General features: G+C 50.4%; 17 protein-coding genes. 14 read left to right on the top strand and 3 right to left on the bottom strand.

Annotated elements, in window-relative coordinates; genetic code table 11:
• The first annotated feature begins 3 nt into the window (after positions 1-3).
• Both flgL and OGV69_RS15765 read left to right on the top strand, forming a co-directional pair.
• A complete protein-coding gene (flgL, locus tag OGV69_RS15770; RefSeq protein ID WP_069323862.1) occupies positions 4-933 on the top strand; it encodes a flagellar hook-associated protein FlgL in 930 nt (309 codons plus the stop codon).
• 25 nt (positions 934-958) lie between these two features.
• The gene (locus OGV69_RS15765) at positions 959-1,960 is read left to right on the top strand and encodes a hypothetical protein (protein WP_038637645.1); all 1,002 of its coding nucleotides are present in this window, start codon (positions 959-961) and stop codon (positions 1,958-1,960) included.
• Here the strand turns inward: OGV69_RS15765 and OGV69_RS15760 are convergent.
• Together OGV69_RS15760 and OGV69_RS15755 are read right to left on the bottom strand one after the other, a co-directional pair.
• A complete protein-coding gene (locus tag OGV69_RS15760) occupies positions 1,957-2,436 on the bottom strand; it encodes a hypothetical protein (RefSeq protein WP_069323863.1) in 480 nt (159 codons plus the stop codon). The genes OGV69_RS15765 and OGV69_RS15760 overlap by 4 nt on opposite strands.
• Positions 2,414-3,364 (bottom strand): transcriptional regulator, encoded by a 951-nt coding sequence (locus tag OGV69_RS15755; protein ID WP_038637651.1) that lies wholly within the window; start codon positions 3,362-3,364, stop codon positions 2,414-2,416. The genes OGV69_RS15760 and OGV69_RS15755 overlap by 23 nt, the downstream gene beginning before the upstream one ends.
• A gap of 552 nt (positions 3,365-3,916) precedes the next feature.
• Between OGV69_RS15755 and lafA the strand changes: the two genes are divergently transcribed.
• From lafA to dinB, 11 genes are all read left to right on the top strand, one after another.
• Positions 3,917-4,831: a lateral flagellin LafA gene (gene lafA / locus OGV69_RS15750; RefSeq protein ID WP_069323864.1), complete on the top strand. Its 915-nt coding sequence runs from the start codon at positions 3,917-3,919 to the stop codon at positions 4,829-4,831.
• Positions 4,832-5,027: 196 nt separating this feature from the next.
• Positions 5,028-6,353 (top strand): flagellar filament capping protein FliD, encoded by a 1,326-nt coding sequence (gene fliD, locus OGV69_RS15745; RefSeq protein ID WP_069323865.1) that lies wholly within the window; start codon positions 5,028-5,030, stop codon positions 6,351-6,353.
• Between the two features lie 33 nt (positions 6,354-6,386).
• Positions 6,387-6,779 carry a flagellar export chaperone FliS gene (fliS, locus tag OGV69_RS15740; RefSeq protein WP_003843794.1) on the top strand — a complete coding sequence of 131 codons (393 nt, stop codon included), beginning with the start codon at positions 6,387-6,389 and terminating at the stop codon, positions 6,777-6,779.
• A 4-nt stretch (positions 6,780-6,783) separates the two neighbouring features.
• Positions 6,784-7,101, top strand: a complete 318-nt coding sequence (locus OGV69_RS15735) for a flagellar protein FliT (protein ID WP_069323866.1) — start codon at positions 6,784-6,786, stop codon at positions 7,099-7,101.
• The gene (locus tag OGV69_RS15730) at positions 7,098-8,270 is read left to right on the top strand and encodes a flagellar hook-length control protein FliK (protein WP_038637664.1); all 1,173 of its coding nucleotides are present in this window, start codon (positions 7,098-7,100) and stop codon (positions 8,268-8,270) included. The genes OGV69_RS15735 and OGV69_RS15730 overlap by 4 nt, the downstream gene beginning before the upstream one ends.
• A gap of 7 nt (positions 8,271-8,277) precedes the next feature.
• A complete protein-coding gene (locus tag OGV69_RS15725; RefSeq protein WP_038637667.1) occupies positions 8,278-8,748 on the top strand; it encodes a flagellar basal body-associated FliL family protein in 471 nt (156 codons plus the stop codon).
• Between the two features lie 20 nt (positions 8,749-8,768).
• Positions 8,769-9,485, top strand: a complete 717-nt coding sequence (locus tag OGV69_RS15720) for a FliA/WhiG family RNA polymerase sigma factor (protein WP_069323867.1) — start codon at positions 8,769-8,771, stop codon at positions 9,483-9,485.
• 29 nt (positions 9,486-9,514) lie between these two features.
• Positions 9,515-10,378, top strand: a complete 864-nt coding sequence (motA, locus tag OGV69_RS15715; RefSeq protein ID WP_006685923.1) for a flagellar motor stator protein MotA — start codon at positions 9,515-9,517, stop codon at positions 10,376-10,378.
• A 2-nt stretch (positions 10,379-10,380) separates the two neighbouring features.
• On the top strand, positions 10,381-11,379 hold the full coding sequence (gene lafU / locus OGV69_RS15710) for a putative lateral flagellar export/assembly protein LafU (RefSeq protein WP_038637675.1): 999 nt from the start codon (positions 10,381-10,383) through the stop codon (positions 11,377-11,379).
• 57 nt (positions 11,380-11,436) lie between these two features.
• Positions 11,437-12,078 (top strand): hypothetical protein, encoded by a 642-nt coding sequence (locus OGV69_RS15705; RefSeq protein ID WP_038637677.1) that lies wholly within the window; start codon positions 11,437-11,439, stop codon positions 12,076-12,078.
• A 66-nt stretch (positions 12,079-12,144) separates the two neighbouring features.
• A complete protein-coding gene (gene dinB / locus OGV69_RS15700; protein WP_038637679.1) occupies positions 12,145-13,200 on the top strand; it encodes a DNA polymerase IV in 1,056 nt (351 codons plus the stop codon).
• Positions 13,201-13,257: 57 nt separating this feature from the next.
• Here dinB and pepD read toward each other — a convergent pair whose 3' ends face one another.
• Positions 13,258-14,715 carry a cytosol nonspecific dipeptidase gene (pepD, locus tag OGV69_RS15695; protein ID WP_069323869.1) on the bottom strand — a complete coding sequence of 486 codons (1,458 nt, stop codon included), beginning with the start codon at positions 14,713-14,715 and terminating at the stop codon, positions 13,258-13,260.
• Positions 14,716-14,975: 260 nt separating this feature from the next.
• Between pepD and gpt the strand changes: the two genes are divergently transcribed.
• Entirely contained in the window at positions 14,976-15,434 is a 459-nt protein-coding gene (gene gpt / locus OGV69_RS15690) for a xanthine phosphoribosyltransferase (RefSeq protein ID WP_038637683.1), read from the top strand.
• Positions 15,435-15,494: the final 60 nt, after the last annotated feature.

Raw genomic sequence — 15,494 nt, 5'->3', positions numbered from 1 at the left:
AAAATGCGAGTCACTGCCCAGCAGTCTTATGTGTCTATGACGCAGAGTTTTAACGACCTTTCCAGCGATCTTTCTCATGTCGTCACGCAGATGGCGACGGGGAAAAGCATTCTGTTGCCGTCTGACGATCCGATTGCGGCGACCCGTATCACCCAGCTTAACCGCCAGCAATCGGCCCTCGACCAATATCAAACGAATATTAATTCCGCGTCGGCAGGGATGAGCCAGCAGGAATCTATTCTCGACGGCGTCAATAACGATCTGTTGGCGATTCGCGACGATCTGCTGGAAGCCGCGAACGGCACCAATACCGCTGAGTCATTATCCAGTCTGGGGCAGGATATCCAGTCGATGACTGAAGCGATGGTGTCGGCGTTAAATTACCAGGATGAAGACGGTCACTATGTGTTTGGCGGGACGGTGAACGATCGGCCGCCGATTGTCGCGGTGGATGAGGACGGCGACGGCGTGACCGACAGCTATACCTACCAGGGGAATGGCGATCATCGCCAAACTACTGTCTCCAATGGCGTAGAGGTTGACACCAATGTGGCCGTCAGCGACTTCTTCGGCGATAGCCTGGATGTGCTGAACACCTTAACGTCATTATCGAAAGAGCTGCAGGACCCATCGGTTGATCCTGCCGATCCGCAGGTACAAAGCGACATTCAGAATGCCATCGATACGGTAGACGTGGCCTCTGATGAGCTCAACGCCTCCATCGCCACCATTGGTGAAACGCAGAATACAATGACCATGCTCAGCGATGCTCAGACGGATATCTCAACGTCCAACGATCAGCTGATCAGTCAGTTGAGCGATCTGGATTACGGCCCAGCTTCCATTACCTTTACCGGACTGGAAATGGCGATGGAAGCCACATTAAAAACCTACTCTAAAGTGAGTGAGTTGAACCTTTTCAGTGTGATTTAACAGCGAGCAGTAGCTCAGGAATAGTATGCAGGTCGGTTTAAATACAACGTCACTCTCCGGTAGCGGAGCGCTTAATCCTTCTGTGCAGCAGCACACCGTTGCGCAGAATGCCCCTGTCCGTCAAAAGTTACCCGCAACGGCGAGTGATTACCCGGCCTCACCGCTTATTACCACCCGGCCTCAGCGTTATAGCGTGCAGCTTAACGATCAGCTCACCACGCTACAGCAGGCCGATCACTATCTGGGACAACTGGAACAGCATTTGCTGGATTATCGCCATGCCTCGCGCCGTGGCGGGCAGACGCAGCAGCAAAAGGGTGCTGAACTTACCCAGTGGCTGGATAAAAGAACGGCGTTATCCGGCGGTGCGGTGGACAGGCAACTGCGTCCGGTTTTGCAGGGCGAGGCGCGAGTGACTTTTCACGCGCCTGAACTGGCGCAGATGCTGCAAAAAGATGCCATAAGCTCGCGCATGTTTAGTGTTTCCGATGGGCGGCAAACGCAGCACTCGGCGGTGGTGGTGGGTGAAGATATGGATCCAGGCCAGTACAAGATAATGATGAGCAACGCGCTGCGTCGCGTCGGCGTACAGGTGCACGATCGGCAGGGCACGTTAACGTTCTCCACTACGGAAAAGCAGTGGTCGCAGATCCAGCAAACCCTGAGCGTACGCGATGTCGGTGCGAAGTCATCAGCGTTTACCCCGCTGAAAACATTTGCCGATCCCTCACGTTCAGAGGAGCTTCAACAGTATGTAGCACAGGGCGGAGCCCGAACTCAGGACGGATTACAGCAGGCGTTGGATATTATTGGCGATCAACGTGCGCAAATGGCTGCCCAGCAGGAGAAGGCCCGGCAGCTCATTGACGGTATGGCGCGTTTTCCACAGGCAGAAAGTGCGGTGCAAGCCTCTGAATCATTGGGTGGGGTATTGGATCATGCTAATCACAATTATCAGGTATTAGCGCAGGCGGTGAATGGACAAGCCCGACTTTCCAGCCAGACTGTCCGTAGTTTATTAAGTTAATTCTGCTTGCATGCTTTTGTTGAAAAGTTAAATACAGAGGGGTCTGTGATTAACAGACCTCCGACATCCCGAGTAAAAATCAAATTTTGCTGCGGAGTTATATGGAGCCACCATGTATGCAGGTTGTGCTCAGTGACAAATGCCCCGAAATTAGCCATACGAGAATCGTTTTGATCGGTTTTGGTGGTACTAAAGTGAAACTCACCCTGTTTATATGAGCCGGTATAATGATTAATACACGATGCTACTTTAAACGTAGAGGGCATTTTATTATTTTGCTCCAAAGGGACGAGAGTGATTGTGGTGCTTTTATCCAGAGAATTTGCGATAAGTTCATAATGTACGTTTTTGCCAGTAGTAAGGTCGTAATTGGCAATGACCGTATTTTCAATGCGGGCATGAGCCGTCAATGTGAAAAATAGTGTGAAAGCAGACAGGGCAGGGAAAAAGAAATTATTTGCATTTTGGCATTTCATTTAACATTTTCTCCACTTCTTTAATTAAAATACCATTCATTTCATTATCTTTATTTAGCCAGTTGTCAAAGCTTAGCGCTAACTGCCACTTATCATTGCATTGATTGCTAAGCACAATATCAAGGGCGAGTTTGTTCAGTGAGACCCGATAATACAAGGTCATCGAGGCGTTATGGCTTACCAATAGTGGGTTGAGCTGCTCGATACCGGGAAGAATATGCGTTGAAACAAGCGATGATGATTTCTTATTCTCACCTGGGTCGTAAAGTTGATATACCGTAACATGGTTGGCATTTTCAAGCGTCTCTTTAACCAATTGCGGAGCTTCTTCCATTTTAGTGACAGACGGTGCTTTAAAATAAGAGATTAAAATAAACAACGACAGCGCGATAACGATAACGGGTAAGGTAATCAGAACGGCTCGATAAGGATGCCGCCTGATAGCCGTTTTTCTCTGGTTTCTTGACGATAGTTGACTGTTAAGTAAGGGTATTTCCCCATGATTTGTTGATGAACGCATTTCATCAAGCGCAGGGGACTCAATAATCTCGGTACGTTTCTCGACCTCATCAATGGTGCTGTCATCAGCCACAGCTTCATTAAGGTCAATAGTTTCAGTGAGGTAGTTCTTATTAAATAAATACCCTTTTTTAGGTATGGTTTTTATAATTTCTTGCTGTTTACCGTCATCATCGATCGCAACGCGCAGCGCATGAACGGCTGTCGGTAGGCTATTTCCACCGACGATGCGATTCTTCCAAACTGCGCTCATTAAATATGACCGAGATAAAACGACATCGGCATTTTTAGCTAATGTCTCTAACAGAATAAAATGGTATTCGCCCAGGCGACGTATCTCGCCTGTTTCACAATGGATTAACGCATTAAGCGAGGAATCCATCCGCCAGTTGTTGACTACGATACTCATCGATTTGTATACCCGTGCAAGATTTTATATCCCTGGTGTCACACCGTTAAAAATCAGTGCATTAAAATTCTGGAGAAATTGAAATTTCTTTGTGCTATGAAGCTGCAGCTGAATCGCTATTGAGTGTTTTTTATGCTATCCAAAAAAGGATTTGAAATGTAGCGAAAGTGCCCGAGACTCACAATATAAAAGTACAGGGTATTTGCAACTAAATGTAAAACATGGCTATAACCAGGCTTTTTAAAGTGATTTTATCTAGGGATAATCTTATTCTTATCAAAAAGTTAACCCGTATGGCGCGTAAGCAACCAAGCCGTTATTAGATATTTCTAATAATCTTTTAATTAAATCTTGATTGAGATCTTCCTTAGAAGGTGGTTTTTTGGGGAGGTAGCACGCAAAGCTAAAATAGAGGTGGAAGCGTTTTTTCTCTCGCTAATGATGTTGTGTAACGCGTCAAAAAAATTTTCTGCAGCGCTTTAAGTTTTCCAAACGGGTGGTCGTTTTTACAGAGTATCGAAACGAAAACGATTATTCCCAAGGAGCAGTACCATGTTATCGATTAATACTAATACCGCATCAATGTCTGCTGTAAATGCTATCAACAAAAGCAGCGCATCACTGTCTACTTCTATGGAACGTCTGGCGACAGGTAACCGTATTAACTCCTCTGCAGATGACGCCGCGGGCAAACAGATTGCCAGCCGTCTGACCGCGCAGTCCAGCGGCATGGGCGTTGCATTGAGCAACATCAACGATGCCACTGCCATGCTGCAGACTGCCGACAGCATGTTTGATGAAATGACCGACGTACTGGGCCGTATGAAAGACCTGTCTACTCAGGCGGCGAACGGAACGTACAGCGATGAAGATTTGCAGGCAATGCAGGACGAATACGATGAACTGGGCCAGCAGATGTCCGATATGCTGCAGAACACCACTTACGGCGGCACTAACCTGTTCGGTGTTTCCGGTACCAGCAACACCGGTAAAGACGGTCTGTTCCAGAGCGGCGTAACCTTCCAGGTTGGCGCTGAATCTTCTGACACCATGACCGTTGATATCTCCAGCCAACTGGACGCTCTGGTTGGAGCACTGGGTCAAGTTAGCGCCTCTTTCAGAGGCGATCAGGCTGATGCTACCGGTAATGCCGGTGTTTCCGGTGGTTCTGAGCTGACCACTTCTGGCTCTGCAAACGCGATGATCACCACTATCCAGACTGCAATGGACGACGTGTCTAAGATCCAGTCCAAACTGGGTGCATCCATCAACCGCCTGAACGACACCGCGGCTAACCTGACCAGCATGCAGGACAACACTGAAGTGGCGATCGGTAACATTATGGATACCGACTATGCGACGGAAGCGTCCAACATGACCCAGCAACAGGTACTGATGCAAACGGGTATCACCATGCTGAAGCAGTCCAACAGCATGTCCAGCATGGTTTCCAGCCTGCTGCAGTAATTCCTGACGTAATGTCATTCACAACACCGCCACCCGGCGGTGTTGTGCTTTCCGCAACCGGGCCTTTGCCTGGAAACCTTCCTGAGGAAGGGAAAATTCATTTCCGCTACTAATTTAACTTACTGAATATCAATAATAAAAAATATTGGCATGCGTTTTGCTATTACATAACTAACGTTGCACGGAGTCACTGATTATGAGTTTTACGAGTCCGATCCAAAAATTAGCACAAGAATTTGCCTACGCAGACATCGCCACCCAGGCAGCAAATCTGCAGAACCAGCAGAACGAATTGAATGCAGAGAGCAACGGCCTGGACTCGTTAAGTTCGGCGCTCACCGACTTTCAGTCAGCAATTGATGCGCTTAACAGTGACACCGACGGCCCGCTGACGTTTTCTGCCACCTCGAGTAATGAGGCGAATACGGTGTCAGCAAACTCGCAGGCGCAGGCGGGAACCTATTCATTCTATGTCACTAAACTGGCGCAGGCGCAGCAGACAACCTTCAATATGAGCGACGACACGTTTAGCGCTTCCGGCACGTTTGAGCTAACGATGGATGACGGCACGACCATGGATATCGATCTCGCGGCTGCTGATGAGGATGGCGACAGCTTTATTGATGCCAGCGAACTGGTTAATGCAATTAATGACTCGGATGACAACCCTGGCGTGTCAGCGGCGCTGGTCAAAACCGATGGGACAACCACCATCATGCTGACTTCCGATACTACGGGAGCGCAAAGCGCATTCTCAGTAAACGTAACGGGAAACACCTCTTTCTCCGATCAGATTACAGCCAGCAAAAATAACGTCACGGATGCGCAGGACGCAGAAATTCATCTGGGAAGTCAAACCGGTCCTGCAATCACCAGCAGTAGCAACACTTTTGACGATGTGATCCCCGGCGTAACCATGACCTTCACAGAGGCCAGCGATCCTGATGATCCTAATGATGTGACTACCTTTACCGTCGCAGAAGACTCCAGCGGTTCGCAGGAAAAGGTGCAGACTTTTGTTGATGCTTATAACACGCTAATCGACACCATAGATTCTCTCACCAGCTATGGCGATGACGACACGGCAGCCGGGGTTTTTGCCGGTGATGCCGGGATGAATTCGCTGGCAAATCAGATGGATGATATCGCTCACGCTTCATACGGCGGCGTATCGATTGTCGACTATGGCATCACGCTGGATTCCGACGGTCACTTACAAATCGACTCCACCCAGTTCAGCGAAGAAATGGAAGAAAATCCGGACGGTTTGACCTCTATTTTTGTTGGGGAAGACAGCATGGTCGCGCAAATGGACGACCTGATGGACAGCTATCTGGATTCCAGTAACGGCATCATTGCCATGCGCCAGGAAAACATTGACGACCAGCAGAGCAAAATCCAAGACGAAAGCGATCAACTGACCGAAACCTATAACACCAACTACGAGCGCTATGTGGAAGAGTACACCAATACGCTGGTTGAGGTGTACACCATGAAAGTGAGTATGGCCGCGTTTATGTAACCGGCCGATTTAAGAGAAGGATTAAGAACCAATATGTACGACACGCAGGATGGTTATTCGCAATACAAAGAGATGGATCTTGCTGCGCGTACGGCAGCAGCATCGCCGTTAGAGCTGGTGCTGGTGCTGTTTTCGGGACTGATGGACGAACTGGAACGCGCGAAAAGCCACATTGAGAACAAACGCTACGAGCGTAAAGCGCAAAGCATCAATAAATGCATCGATATTCTCAACGCCTTAACCAGCTCGCTGGAGTTTGAAACCGGCGGTGAGCTGGTGGTGAATCTCTCCCGGCTGTATGACCACTGCGTCTACCGCCTGTATGAAGCCAGCGGCGAATTGTCGTTAGAAAAAATTGATGAAGTGATCCTCATCCTGACGAATCTGCGCACAGGCTGGGAAGGTCTGTCGGCAAAACTTGGATAAGGCGATGGAAAAAGAACGTCAGCAACAGCAGCTTTATGCCCTGGTGACGGCGATGAACGATGCCCTGGATCAAAAACGGTGGCGTCGATTACCAGGTCTGCATCAGCAGGTGATGCGTGACTTTCATGCCTATGCTGCCTGGGAAACTGACGCCGAGGCGCTACGGGAAGTGAAAAGCAGACTGCTGGTCGCGTTTGAGACATTAATTGCGCGGCGAACGCAGCGTGCGGAAGAACTCAAAACGCGGATGGAGAAACATCAGCAAAACCAGGAAGGAATGTTGGCGTATTCAATGGTTAATTTAATTTCGGAGAAGGCATGAATCCTGTATTACTGGCCTCGGTCAGTGCGTCGGCAGAGGCCACACCGGAAAAGGCGACGATTTCGGCGCCGTCAACCCCTGAGGGCGGCAGCGCATTTTCTTTATCCCAGTCGGGACTGAACGCCGCGGCTGAGCGGTTGATTGGCGCAAAACTGAGTCATCAGCAGACATCGGCGGCTGCGCATAAACAAGACGACGCGAATCCGGCAGCCATGCAGGCATTGCTGGCTATGCTATTGGCGCAACCGACTCAGGCAGCCCCGGCCGATGTACAAAAGCAGCCTGATGGCGACATGTTGAGAATGCTGGCGCAGGTGCAAACCACCCATTCGGGGTCATCATTGCTGCGCCAACTGGCGAGCGCCATGGCCCAGCCGGAAAAAACATCCGCGCCATCGGCTGATCAGCACACAACCGACTTATCGTCACTGCCGCCTAAGCTGCAAACGTTACTGGCGTCACTCAGCGAGGATTTGCCGCCAGCAACCCCGGATCAACAGGCTAAGCTGGCGACGTTTTCCGCCCAGGATCTGCGAGCGATTGCGCCGGAGCCTGCGTCACTCTCGACCTCCCAACAAATTTCTGCTCGGGTGAAATCAACCCAGAACCCCAGTCCTCGCCCGGTGGTGGAGAGAAAAACCGCTGGCGTGACGGTCAACCCTGCGCTCTCTACGCAGAATTTGCTCAATACCGCGGCGCAGGGAAATCAGCCAGTGAATCCACTGACCGAGCATAACATCGTGTCGACGCCAGTTTCCGCACCAGTGACGATGTCAACGGAGGAACTCGGGGAGAAACTCACTGCGTTGCTTAAAGACAGAATTCAGTTCCAGATAGGTCAGCAACAGCAAATTTCGACCATTCGTCTTGATCCTCCGTCGCTGGGCAAACTTGAAATTGCTGTGCAACTGGATGCTGGGAAGCTGATGGTACACATCGGCGCAAATCAGAGCGATGTCTGCCGCTCATTGCAGCAGTTTAGCGAAAACCTACGTCAGCACCTGACGGCGCAGAACTTCATGGAAGTCAATGTTCAGGTCTCTTCCGAGGGGCAATCGCAGCAGCAAAAACAGCAGTCAGGTCATCAACAGGATGAGGTGGCGTCAGCATTAGTGCTCAATGATGAACCTCAATTTCAACGGAATGAATCCGTTCTGATCAAAGTGTAAAAGCAAAATGAAGAAAATCGTTATCGCGTGTGTGATCAGTTCCGTCGTCGCTTTGGGTATTGCGGGGGGGGCCGGATGGGGCATTTATCATGCTATGAATAAGGGAACCACGGCTGCGGCAGCGACTCCCGCTCACGAAGCGGAAGATAGCCAGGATGAGTCCAACAATATTTTTGTCTCCCTGCCAGAAACGGTGGTTACGCTGCATGATGATGAAGGCGGCGATCGCTATATGGTCGCTGAGCTGGTGATGGTTGTTGATTCAGAGAAAGACGCTGAAAAAATTAAGCAGGACGAACCGCTCTATCAAAGTATTACCGTAGATGAGCTTTCGAATATGAAATATGAAGATATTCGGGCGCTGAAGATCTCCGAAATCAGAAAGAAAATATTTGAAAATCTGAAAGTTGAATTAGCGAAACGCAAAATGGCGACACCTTATAAGGAGATATTGGTGAAAAAAGTCGTTTTCCAATAAGCGACAAGCCAGGAAATAACATGATACAGGATGCTTACGAGTCAGAAGACTTTAATGCGACGCCCATGCTTACGCCAAAGCAAGAGAGCCATTATTTACAGGCTTATCTGCCGTTGGTGCGCAAAGTGGTGCGTCAACTTGCGCCGCAATGTACCTGCGTTATGGATAGGCAGGATATGGAACAAACGGCGTTGATGGGATTGCTGAATGCGATTCGACGCTACGGTCAACCAGACGAAGGTTTTGCCGGTTATGCCGTTCACCGCATACGCGGCGCAATTCTGGATGAGCTGCGCAGCCTCGACTGGCGGCCTCGCCAGCTACGCCAAAAATACCATCAGATTAAAGATTTGATTCGTGATTCGCGTACACAGCTTGGGCATGAACCCTCATGGGAGGAGTTGTCCCGACGAGGATTATCGTCTGAGGATTATCAGGAATACCAACAGCTGGAAGGTGCGGAAACGCTGGCCAGCCTGGATGAATTACTGAATGGCGATATGCCGATAGCACCGCTCGAAGGGCGTGGGCTGGAAGAGCAATTCGTCACGCAGGAAATGTTGAGTTACGCTCTGAGCCAACTCAGCGAAAAAGAGGGCCTCGTGCTCTCAATGTATTACCAACACGATATGAATTTAAAAGAGATCGCGCTGGTATTAGGGCTGACCGAAGCCCGAATCTGTCAAATGAATAAAAAAATCACGCACAAGATTCGTGATTGTTTATATCCAGACTAACAATTCCGAATCAACATGCGGAGGACGTAATGCAAAAGATTTTTGGCTTATTAGTGGTTTTGGGCTGCGTATTTGGCGGCTACTTTGAGGCTGGTGGGCAGTTAATTGCTATTTGGCAGCCCGCAGAAATTATTATTATCGTTGGTGCCGGCCTGGGGGCGATGATTATTGGGAACCCGGTACATGTGCTGAAAGAGATCGCCCATCAGATCAAAGGGGTGATCAGTAAAAAGAAAATGGGACCGGAATTTCAGCGTCAGCTACTGATGTGCCTGTATGAGCTGCTGGAAATGGTGCAGAACGGTGGTCTGCGTATGTTGGATCAGCATATCGAACAGCCGGAAGAAAGTACCATTTTCCAAAAATACCCGCTGGTGCTGACTCAGAAGCGACTGGTGACATTTATCGCCGATAACTTCCGTCTGATGGCGATGGGTAAAATCGATGCCCATGAACTGGAAGGGATCCTCGATCAGGAACTGGATACCGCTGAAGAATCTTTGTTAACCCCTTCGCGCTCCTTGCAGCGTACCGCCGAGGCGATGCCTGGATTCGGTATTTGTGCTGCGGTACTGGGCATTATCATCACCATGCAGTCTATCGATGGTTCCATTGCGCTTATCGGTTTGAAAGTGGCGGCGGCGTTGGTGGGGACATTCTTAGGGGTATTCATCTGTTATTGCCTGATGGACCCGCTGGCAAACGCCATGGAACAGCAGGCGCGGGCAGAGCATTCGCTGCTCGAATGCGTTCGTACCGTACTGGTGGCGCAAGCGGGCGGTAAACCGACGCTACTGGCGGTCGATGCTGGCCGTAAACTTCTCCATCTGGCCTCTAAACCCACTTTCGCCAATCTGGATGCGTGGGTTAATGCGATGCTGGAGCAGGAATAAGCATGAGGAAGGGGCCAAATCGTCGCGATCGCGGCGCGAAAACCACCATTATCCGCCGACAAATTAAAAAGAACCATGCAGGCCATCATGGCGGGGCGTGGAAGGTCGCCTTTGCTGACTTTACGCTGGCGATGATGGCGCTGTTTATGACGCTGTGGATTGTGAACAGCGTCAGCAAGGCTGACCGCGAAAATATCGTGGCGGCGCTGCATGGCCAGTCAATCTTTAACGGTGGCGGTATGGCGCCGTTAAACAAGCTGGGCAAACTGCCGATAGCGCCAGGCGCGCAGAAGAAAAACGTCACACGCAACAAGCTTGATAAAACCGTGAATCCACAGGAGACGGCGAGGATCACGGAAGAGAACGCTAAAAAGGCGCTGGATGTGAATGAGAAAACGGCGTTACTGAAACAAAAATCAGCCCAGGAGTTAGGCGAGCTGGCGACCGACATTAACGTCATTGCCCGCAAGGCGCATATGGAGACCAACCTTGAGATGGAGATTGTTCCTCAGGGGTTGCGCGTACTGATTAAAGATGATCAGAACCGTAATATGTTCGAACGCGGTAGCGCCAAAATTATGCCGTTCTTTAAATCGCTGCTGGTTGAGCTGGCCCCCGTGTTTGACTCGCTGGACAATAAGATCATCATCACCGGGCATACGGACGCGATGAGCTATAAGAGTAACATTTACAACAACTGGAACCTGTCAGGCGACCGCGCATTGTCTGCTCGACGCGTACTGGAAGATGCCGGAATGCCGCAGAATAAAGTTATGCAGGTCAGCGCAATGGCCGACCAAATGCTGCTGGATGCGAAAAATCCGGAAAGCGCCGGCAACCGTCGCATTGAGATCATGGTATTAACGCAAAGCGCTTCTGATACGCTGTATCAATATTTTGGCCAACACGGCGAGAAGGTCGTACAACCGCTGATTGATAAGCTGGACAAACAAAAGCAGGTGACTTCTTTACGTCAACATTCTGCTCCCGTCACGCATTAATTTGATTCCCGGTCCTCCACGCAACGTGGGGGGCAAATTATCCCGCAGGAAGGCAATGTGATAGATGTAACCCATATTATTCCATTGGATATTCATACTGATAACGTCACGGATGTGGCCTGTCAGGGCGCGCATTTCGACCAGATTTCAGGGATCTGGTACACCGAACCTCATGAGCTAAACGAGGCGCTTCGTGACTATGTCTACAACACCGACAGTTTTAACATCGTCGCGCCGTACTATCTGGTAATTACCTCGAAGATGCGCTGCTGGAACTGCCACCAGCTTACCCATATTCACGGAGTGATGTTTACCCGGTTTATTAGAAAGGATCATGATGGCCAAGGCTGGCAATCTATTCGACGGAATACCTTTCTGTTTCATATTAATTCTCTGCCTGAAGAGATAAAAAAGAACATTAAGGCCAGCAATTACTATCTGGATAAAAGTAAAACCACCGGGCTACGTTACTGGATGAATCATTGTGAAATTTGTGGAGAGCGTCTGGGTGATTATGAGCTTTTCTGCGTTGAAAATGATGCATTTCGCCTGATGACGATCGAAAAATTGCTGCGGGCAAAGATTCGCAAAGTGAAAAAGCTTTTTGTCAGTACGGCGGGTAATCCCGCAGAACATAAAACCACGGACATCGTACGTTACCTGTGCGATGCGCGCTTTGTCATGAATGGTCCAGCGTAAGGCATAATCAGACTTCTCACACCATAAAAATACTGTATACTTAAACAGTGTTGTGGGAGGCGAGTCATGCGCAAAATCATACATGTTGATATGGACTGTTTTTTCGCGGCGGTGGAAATGCGTGATAATCCAGCCCTGCGCGACATTCCCATTGCTATCGGCGGCAGTCGTGAACGCCGGGGCGTTATCAGCACTGCTAATTACCCGGCGCGTAAATTTGGCGTACGTAGCGCAATGCCGACCGGAATGGCGTTAAAACTGTGCCCACATCTCACGTTATTGCCTGGTCGATACGAGGCTTATAAAGAAGCCTCCCGCCAGATTCAGGCGATCTTCTCCCGTTATACCTCGCTGATCGAACCTCTTTCGCTGGACGAAGCCTATCTGGATGTGACCGACAGTGCTCACTGTCACGGTTCCGCCACGCTGATAGCGCAGGAGATCCGCCAGACGATTTTCAACGAGTTACAGTTAACCGCCTCCGCCGGGATTGCGCCGGTTAAGTTTCTGGCAAAAATAGCCTCCGATCTCAATAAGCCCAACGGGCAATATGTCATTACCCCCGCTGATGTTCCCGAATTTCTCAGAACGTTGCCGCTAGGGAAAATACCCGGCGTAGGCAAAGTTTCTGCCGCTAAGCTGGAAGCGATGGGATTGCGTACTTGCGAGGATGTTCAAAAATACGACCTGGCCATGTTGCTCAAACGTTTTGGTAAGTTTGGTCGCGTGTTGTGGGAACGCAGCCAGGGCATTGATGAGCGGGATGTCAACAACGACAGACTGCGCAAATCTGTCGGCGTTGAGCGTACGCTGGCAGAAGATATTCATGAATGGGCTGAATGTGAGGAGATTATTGAGCGGCTATATCCCGAACTGGAACGACGTCTGGCAAAGGTAAAACCGGATCTGTTGATCGCCCGGCAGGGAATTAAACTCAAGTTTAATGATTTTCAGCAAACCACGCAGGAGCACGTCTGGCCGCGCTTAAGCAAAGATGACTTAATTGCGACAGCGCGCAAAACCTGGGATGAACGTCGGGGCGGGCGGGGCGTAAGGCTGGTGGGATTACACGTCACGCTGCTTGATCCACAGCTGGAAAGGCAACTGTTGCTGGGAATTTGACTCTGATGTATTGCCGGATGGCGGCGTAACCGCCTTATCCGGCTTTATTACAGAGACTTATTTCGCTGGAATCGACTTCAGCAGCTCGGTTAGCAGCGTCCAGTAGTGGCCGACGCTTTCAATATGAACCTGCTCATCCGGGGAGTGCGGACCGGTGATAGTTGGCCCGATGGAAACCATGTCCATATCCGGATACGGTTTCTTGAACAGTCCACATTCCAGACCGGCGTGGATAATCTGGATGTTCGGCGTTTTGTTGAACAGACGCTGATAGGTTTCGCGAACCAGGTGCATAACCGGAGAGTTAGCATCCGGCTGCCAGCCAGGATATGCGCCTTTGGCTTCGGTTTTGGCACCGGCGAGCTTGCCCAGTGAATCCAGCATGCTTACCACGTAGTCTTTACCGCTGTCGATCAGCGAGCGAACCAGGCAGTGGATCTGTACATTATCGTCAGTCATGGTCACGACACCGACGTTCAGGGAGGTTTCCACCACGCCTTTCGCCACGTCGGAATTGCGGATCACGCCGTTCGGGGTGGCGTTCAGCAGACGAACAAAGCTATCGCGAGACTGCGTGGTCAGGGCGGCTTTATCGTTGGTGACAGCATCCAGAAGCAGAGCAAGATTCTTCTCTTTGGCTTCCAGTTCGTTTTTCAGGATGTCCTGGTAAGTGTTAACCAGTGCTTTTAACGCATCAACTTTATCTGCGGCCACGGCGAGGGTCGCAAAGGCTTCACGCGGGATCGCGTTACGCAGCGTGCCGCCGTTGAAATCAACCAGACGCAGATCCAGCTCTTCAGCGTGGCCCGCCAGGAAGCGTACCAACAGCTTATTCGCGTTACCGAGGCCGACGTGGATTTCGCCGCCGGAGTGACCACCTTTCAGACCTTTTAAGGTCAGCTTAAAGCTCTGGAAACCAGCCGGAACCGCCTCACGGGACAGCGGCAGGTTTGAGGTAAAGTCGATACCCCCTGCGCAACCCATGTAGATCTCACCTTCTTCTTCAGAGTCGGTGTTGATCAGGATATCTGCCTGCAGCCAGTTTGCCTGCAAACCGAACGCGCCATCCATACCCGCTTCTTCGGTCATGGTCAGCAACACTTCCAGCGGACCGTGTACCACATTGTCATCCGCCAGTACGGCCAGCGCGGACGCCATACCGATACCGTTATCCGCGCCCAGCGTGGTGCCACGGGCTTTCACCCATTCGCCATCAATATAAGGCTGGATAGGATCTTTGGTGAAGTCGTGCACGGTGTCGTTGTTTTTCTGCGGAACCATATCCAGGTGCGCCTGCAGAACGACCGGTTTGCGGTTTTCCATGCCTGCAGTGGCAGGTTTGCGAATCAGGATATTACCGACCTGGTCGCGCTCGACGTGAAAACCTTTCTCCTGGGCCCAGCTCAGAATGTGTTCAGCGAGCTGCTCTTCATGGTAGGACGGGTGAGGAATAGAACAGATTTTGGCAAAAATATCCCACAGCGGTTGCGGGGATAACTGAGACAGTTCAGACACGTTGAGTCTCCTTGGCGGTGTCCTACAAAACTTGCTTGCAGTCCACGGGGTTAGCTGAATTAAAAACACCACAAGTCAGGCTTGCGCGATGCGATTGAGAATACCACTTTCTCCGCCGACGGCTAGCATAAAGCATGCAAAAAGAGGCGCGGATTCCGCGAAACACTGGTTTTTAGTGCGTCAGATCTCTATAATCTCGCGCAACCTGATTCACCCTCAATTATTAATTAGCCGTAGATACACAGGCTGGGACACTTCACATGAGCGAAAAATACGTCGTCACCTGGGACATGTTGCAGATCCATGCACGTAAACTGGCAAGCCGCTTGATGCCTTCTGAACAATGGAAAGGCATTATTGCCGTTAGCCGTGGTGGTCTGGTGCCGGGCGCATTGCTGGCGCGTGAATTGGGTATTCGTCATGTCGATACCGTATGCATCTCCAGCTACGATCACGACAACCAGCGCGAGCTGAAAGTGCTTAAGCGTGCTGAAGGCGACGGTGAAGGTTTTATCGTCATCGACGACCTGGTTGACACCGGCGGCACCGCGGTTGCGATCCGCGAAATGTATCCTAAAGCGCATTTCGTCACTATTTTCGCTAAGCCGGCAGGTCGTCCGCTGGTAAATGATTATATTGTTGATATCCCTCAGGATACCTGGATTGAACAGCCGTGGGATATGGGCGTAGTGTTTGTCCCGCCGATCTCTGGTCGCTAATCAACAGCGCTTTCAACGCCTGGCTATGCCGGGCGTTGTTCTTTATTAATCCCCATCAGG

Origin of the sequence: Citrobacter sp. Cc139 (assembly GCF_030334645.1) — a bacterium.
GTDB classification, from domain to species: Bacteria; Pseudomonadota; Gammaproteobacteria; order Enterobacterales; family Enterobacteriaceae; genus Citrobacter; species Citrobacter werkmanii.
This window is presented reverse-complemented; position numbering and strand designations above follow the sequence as displayed.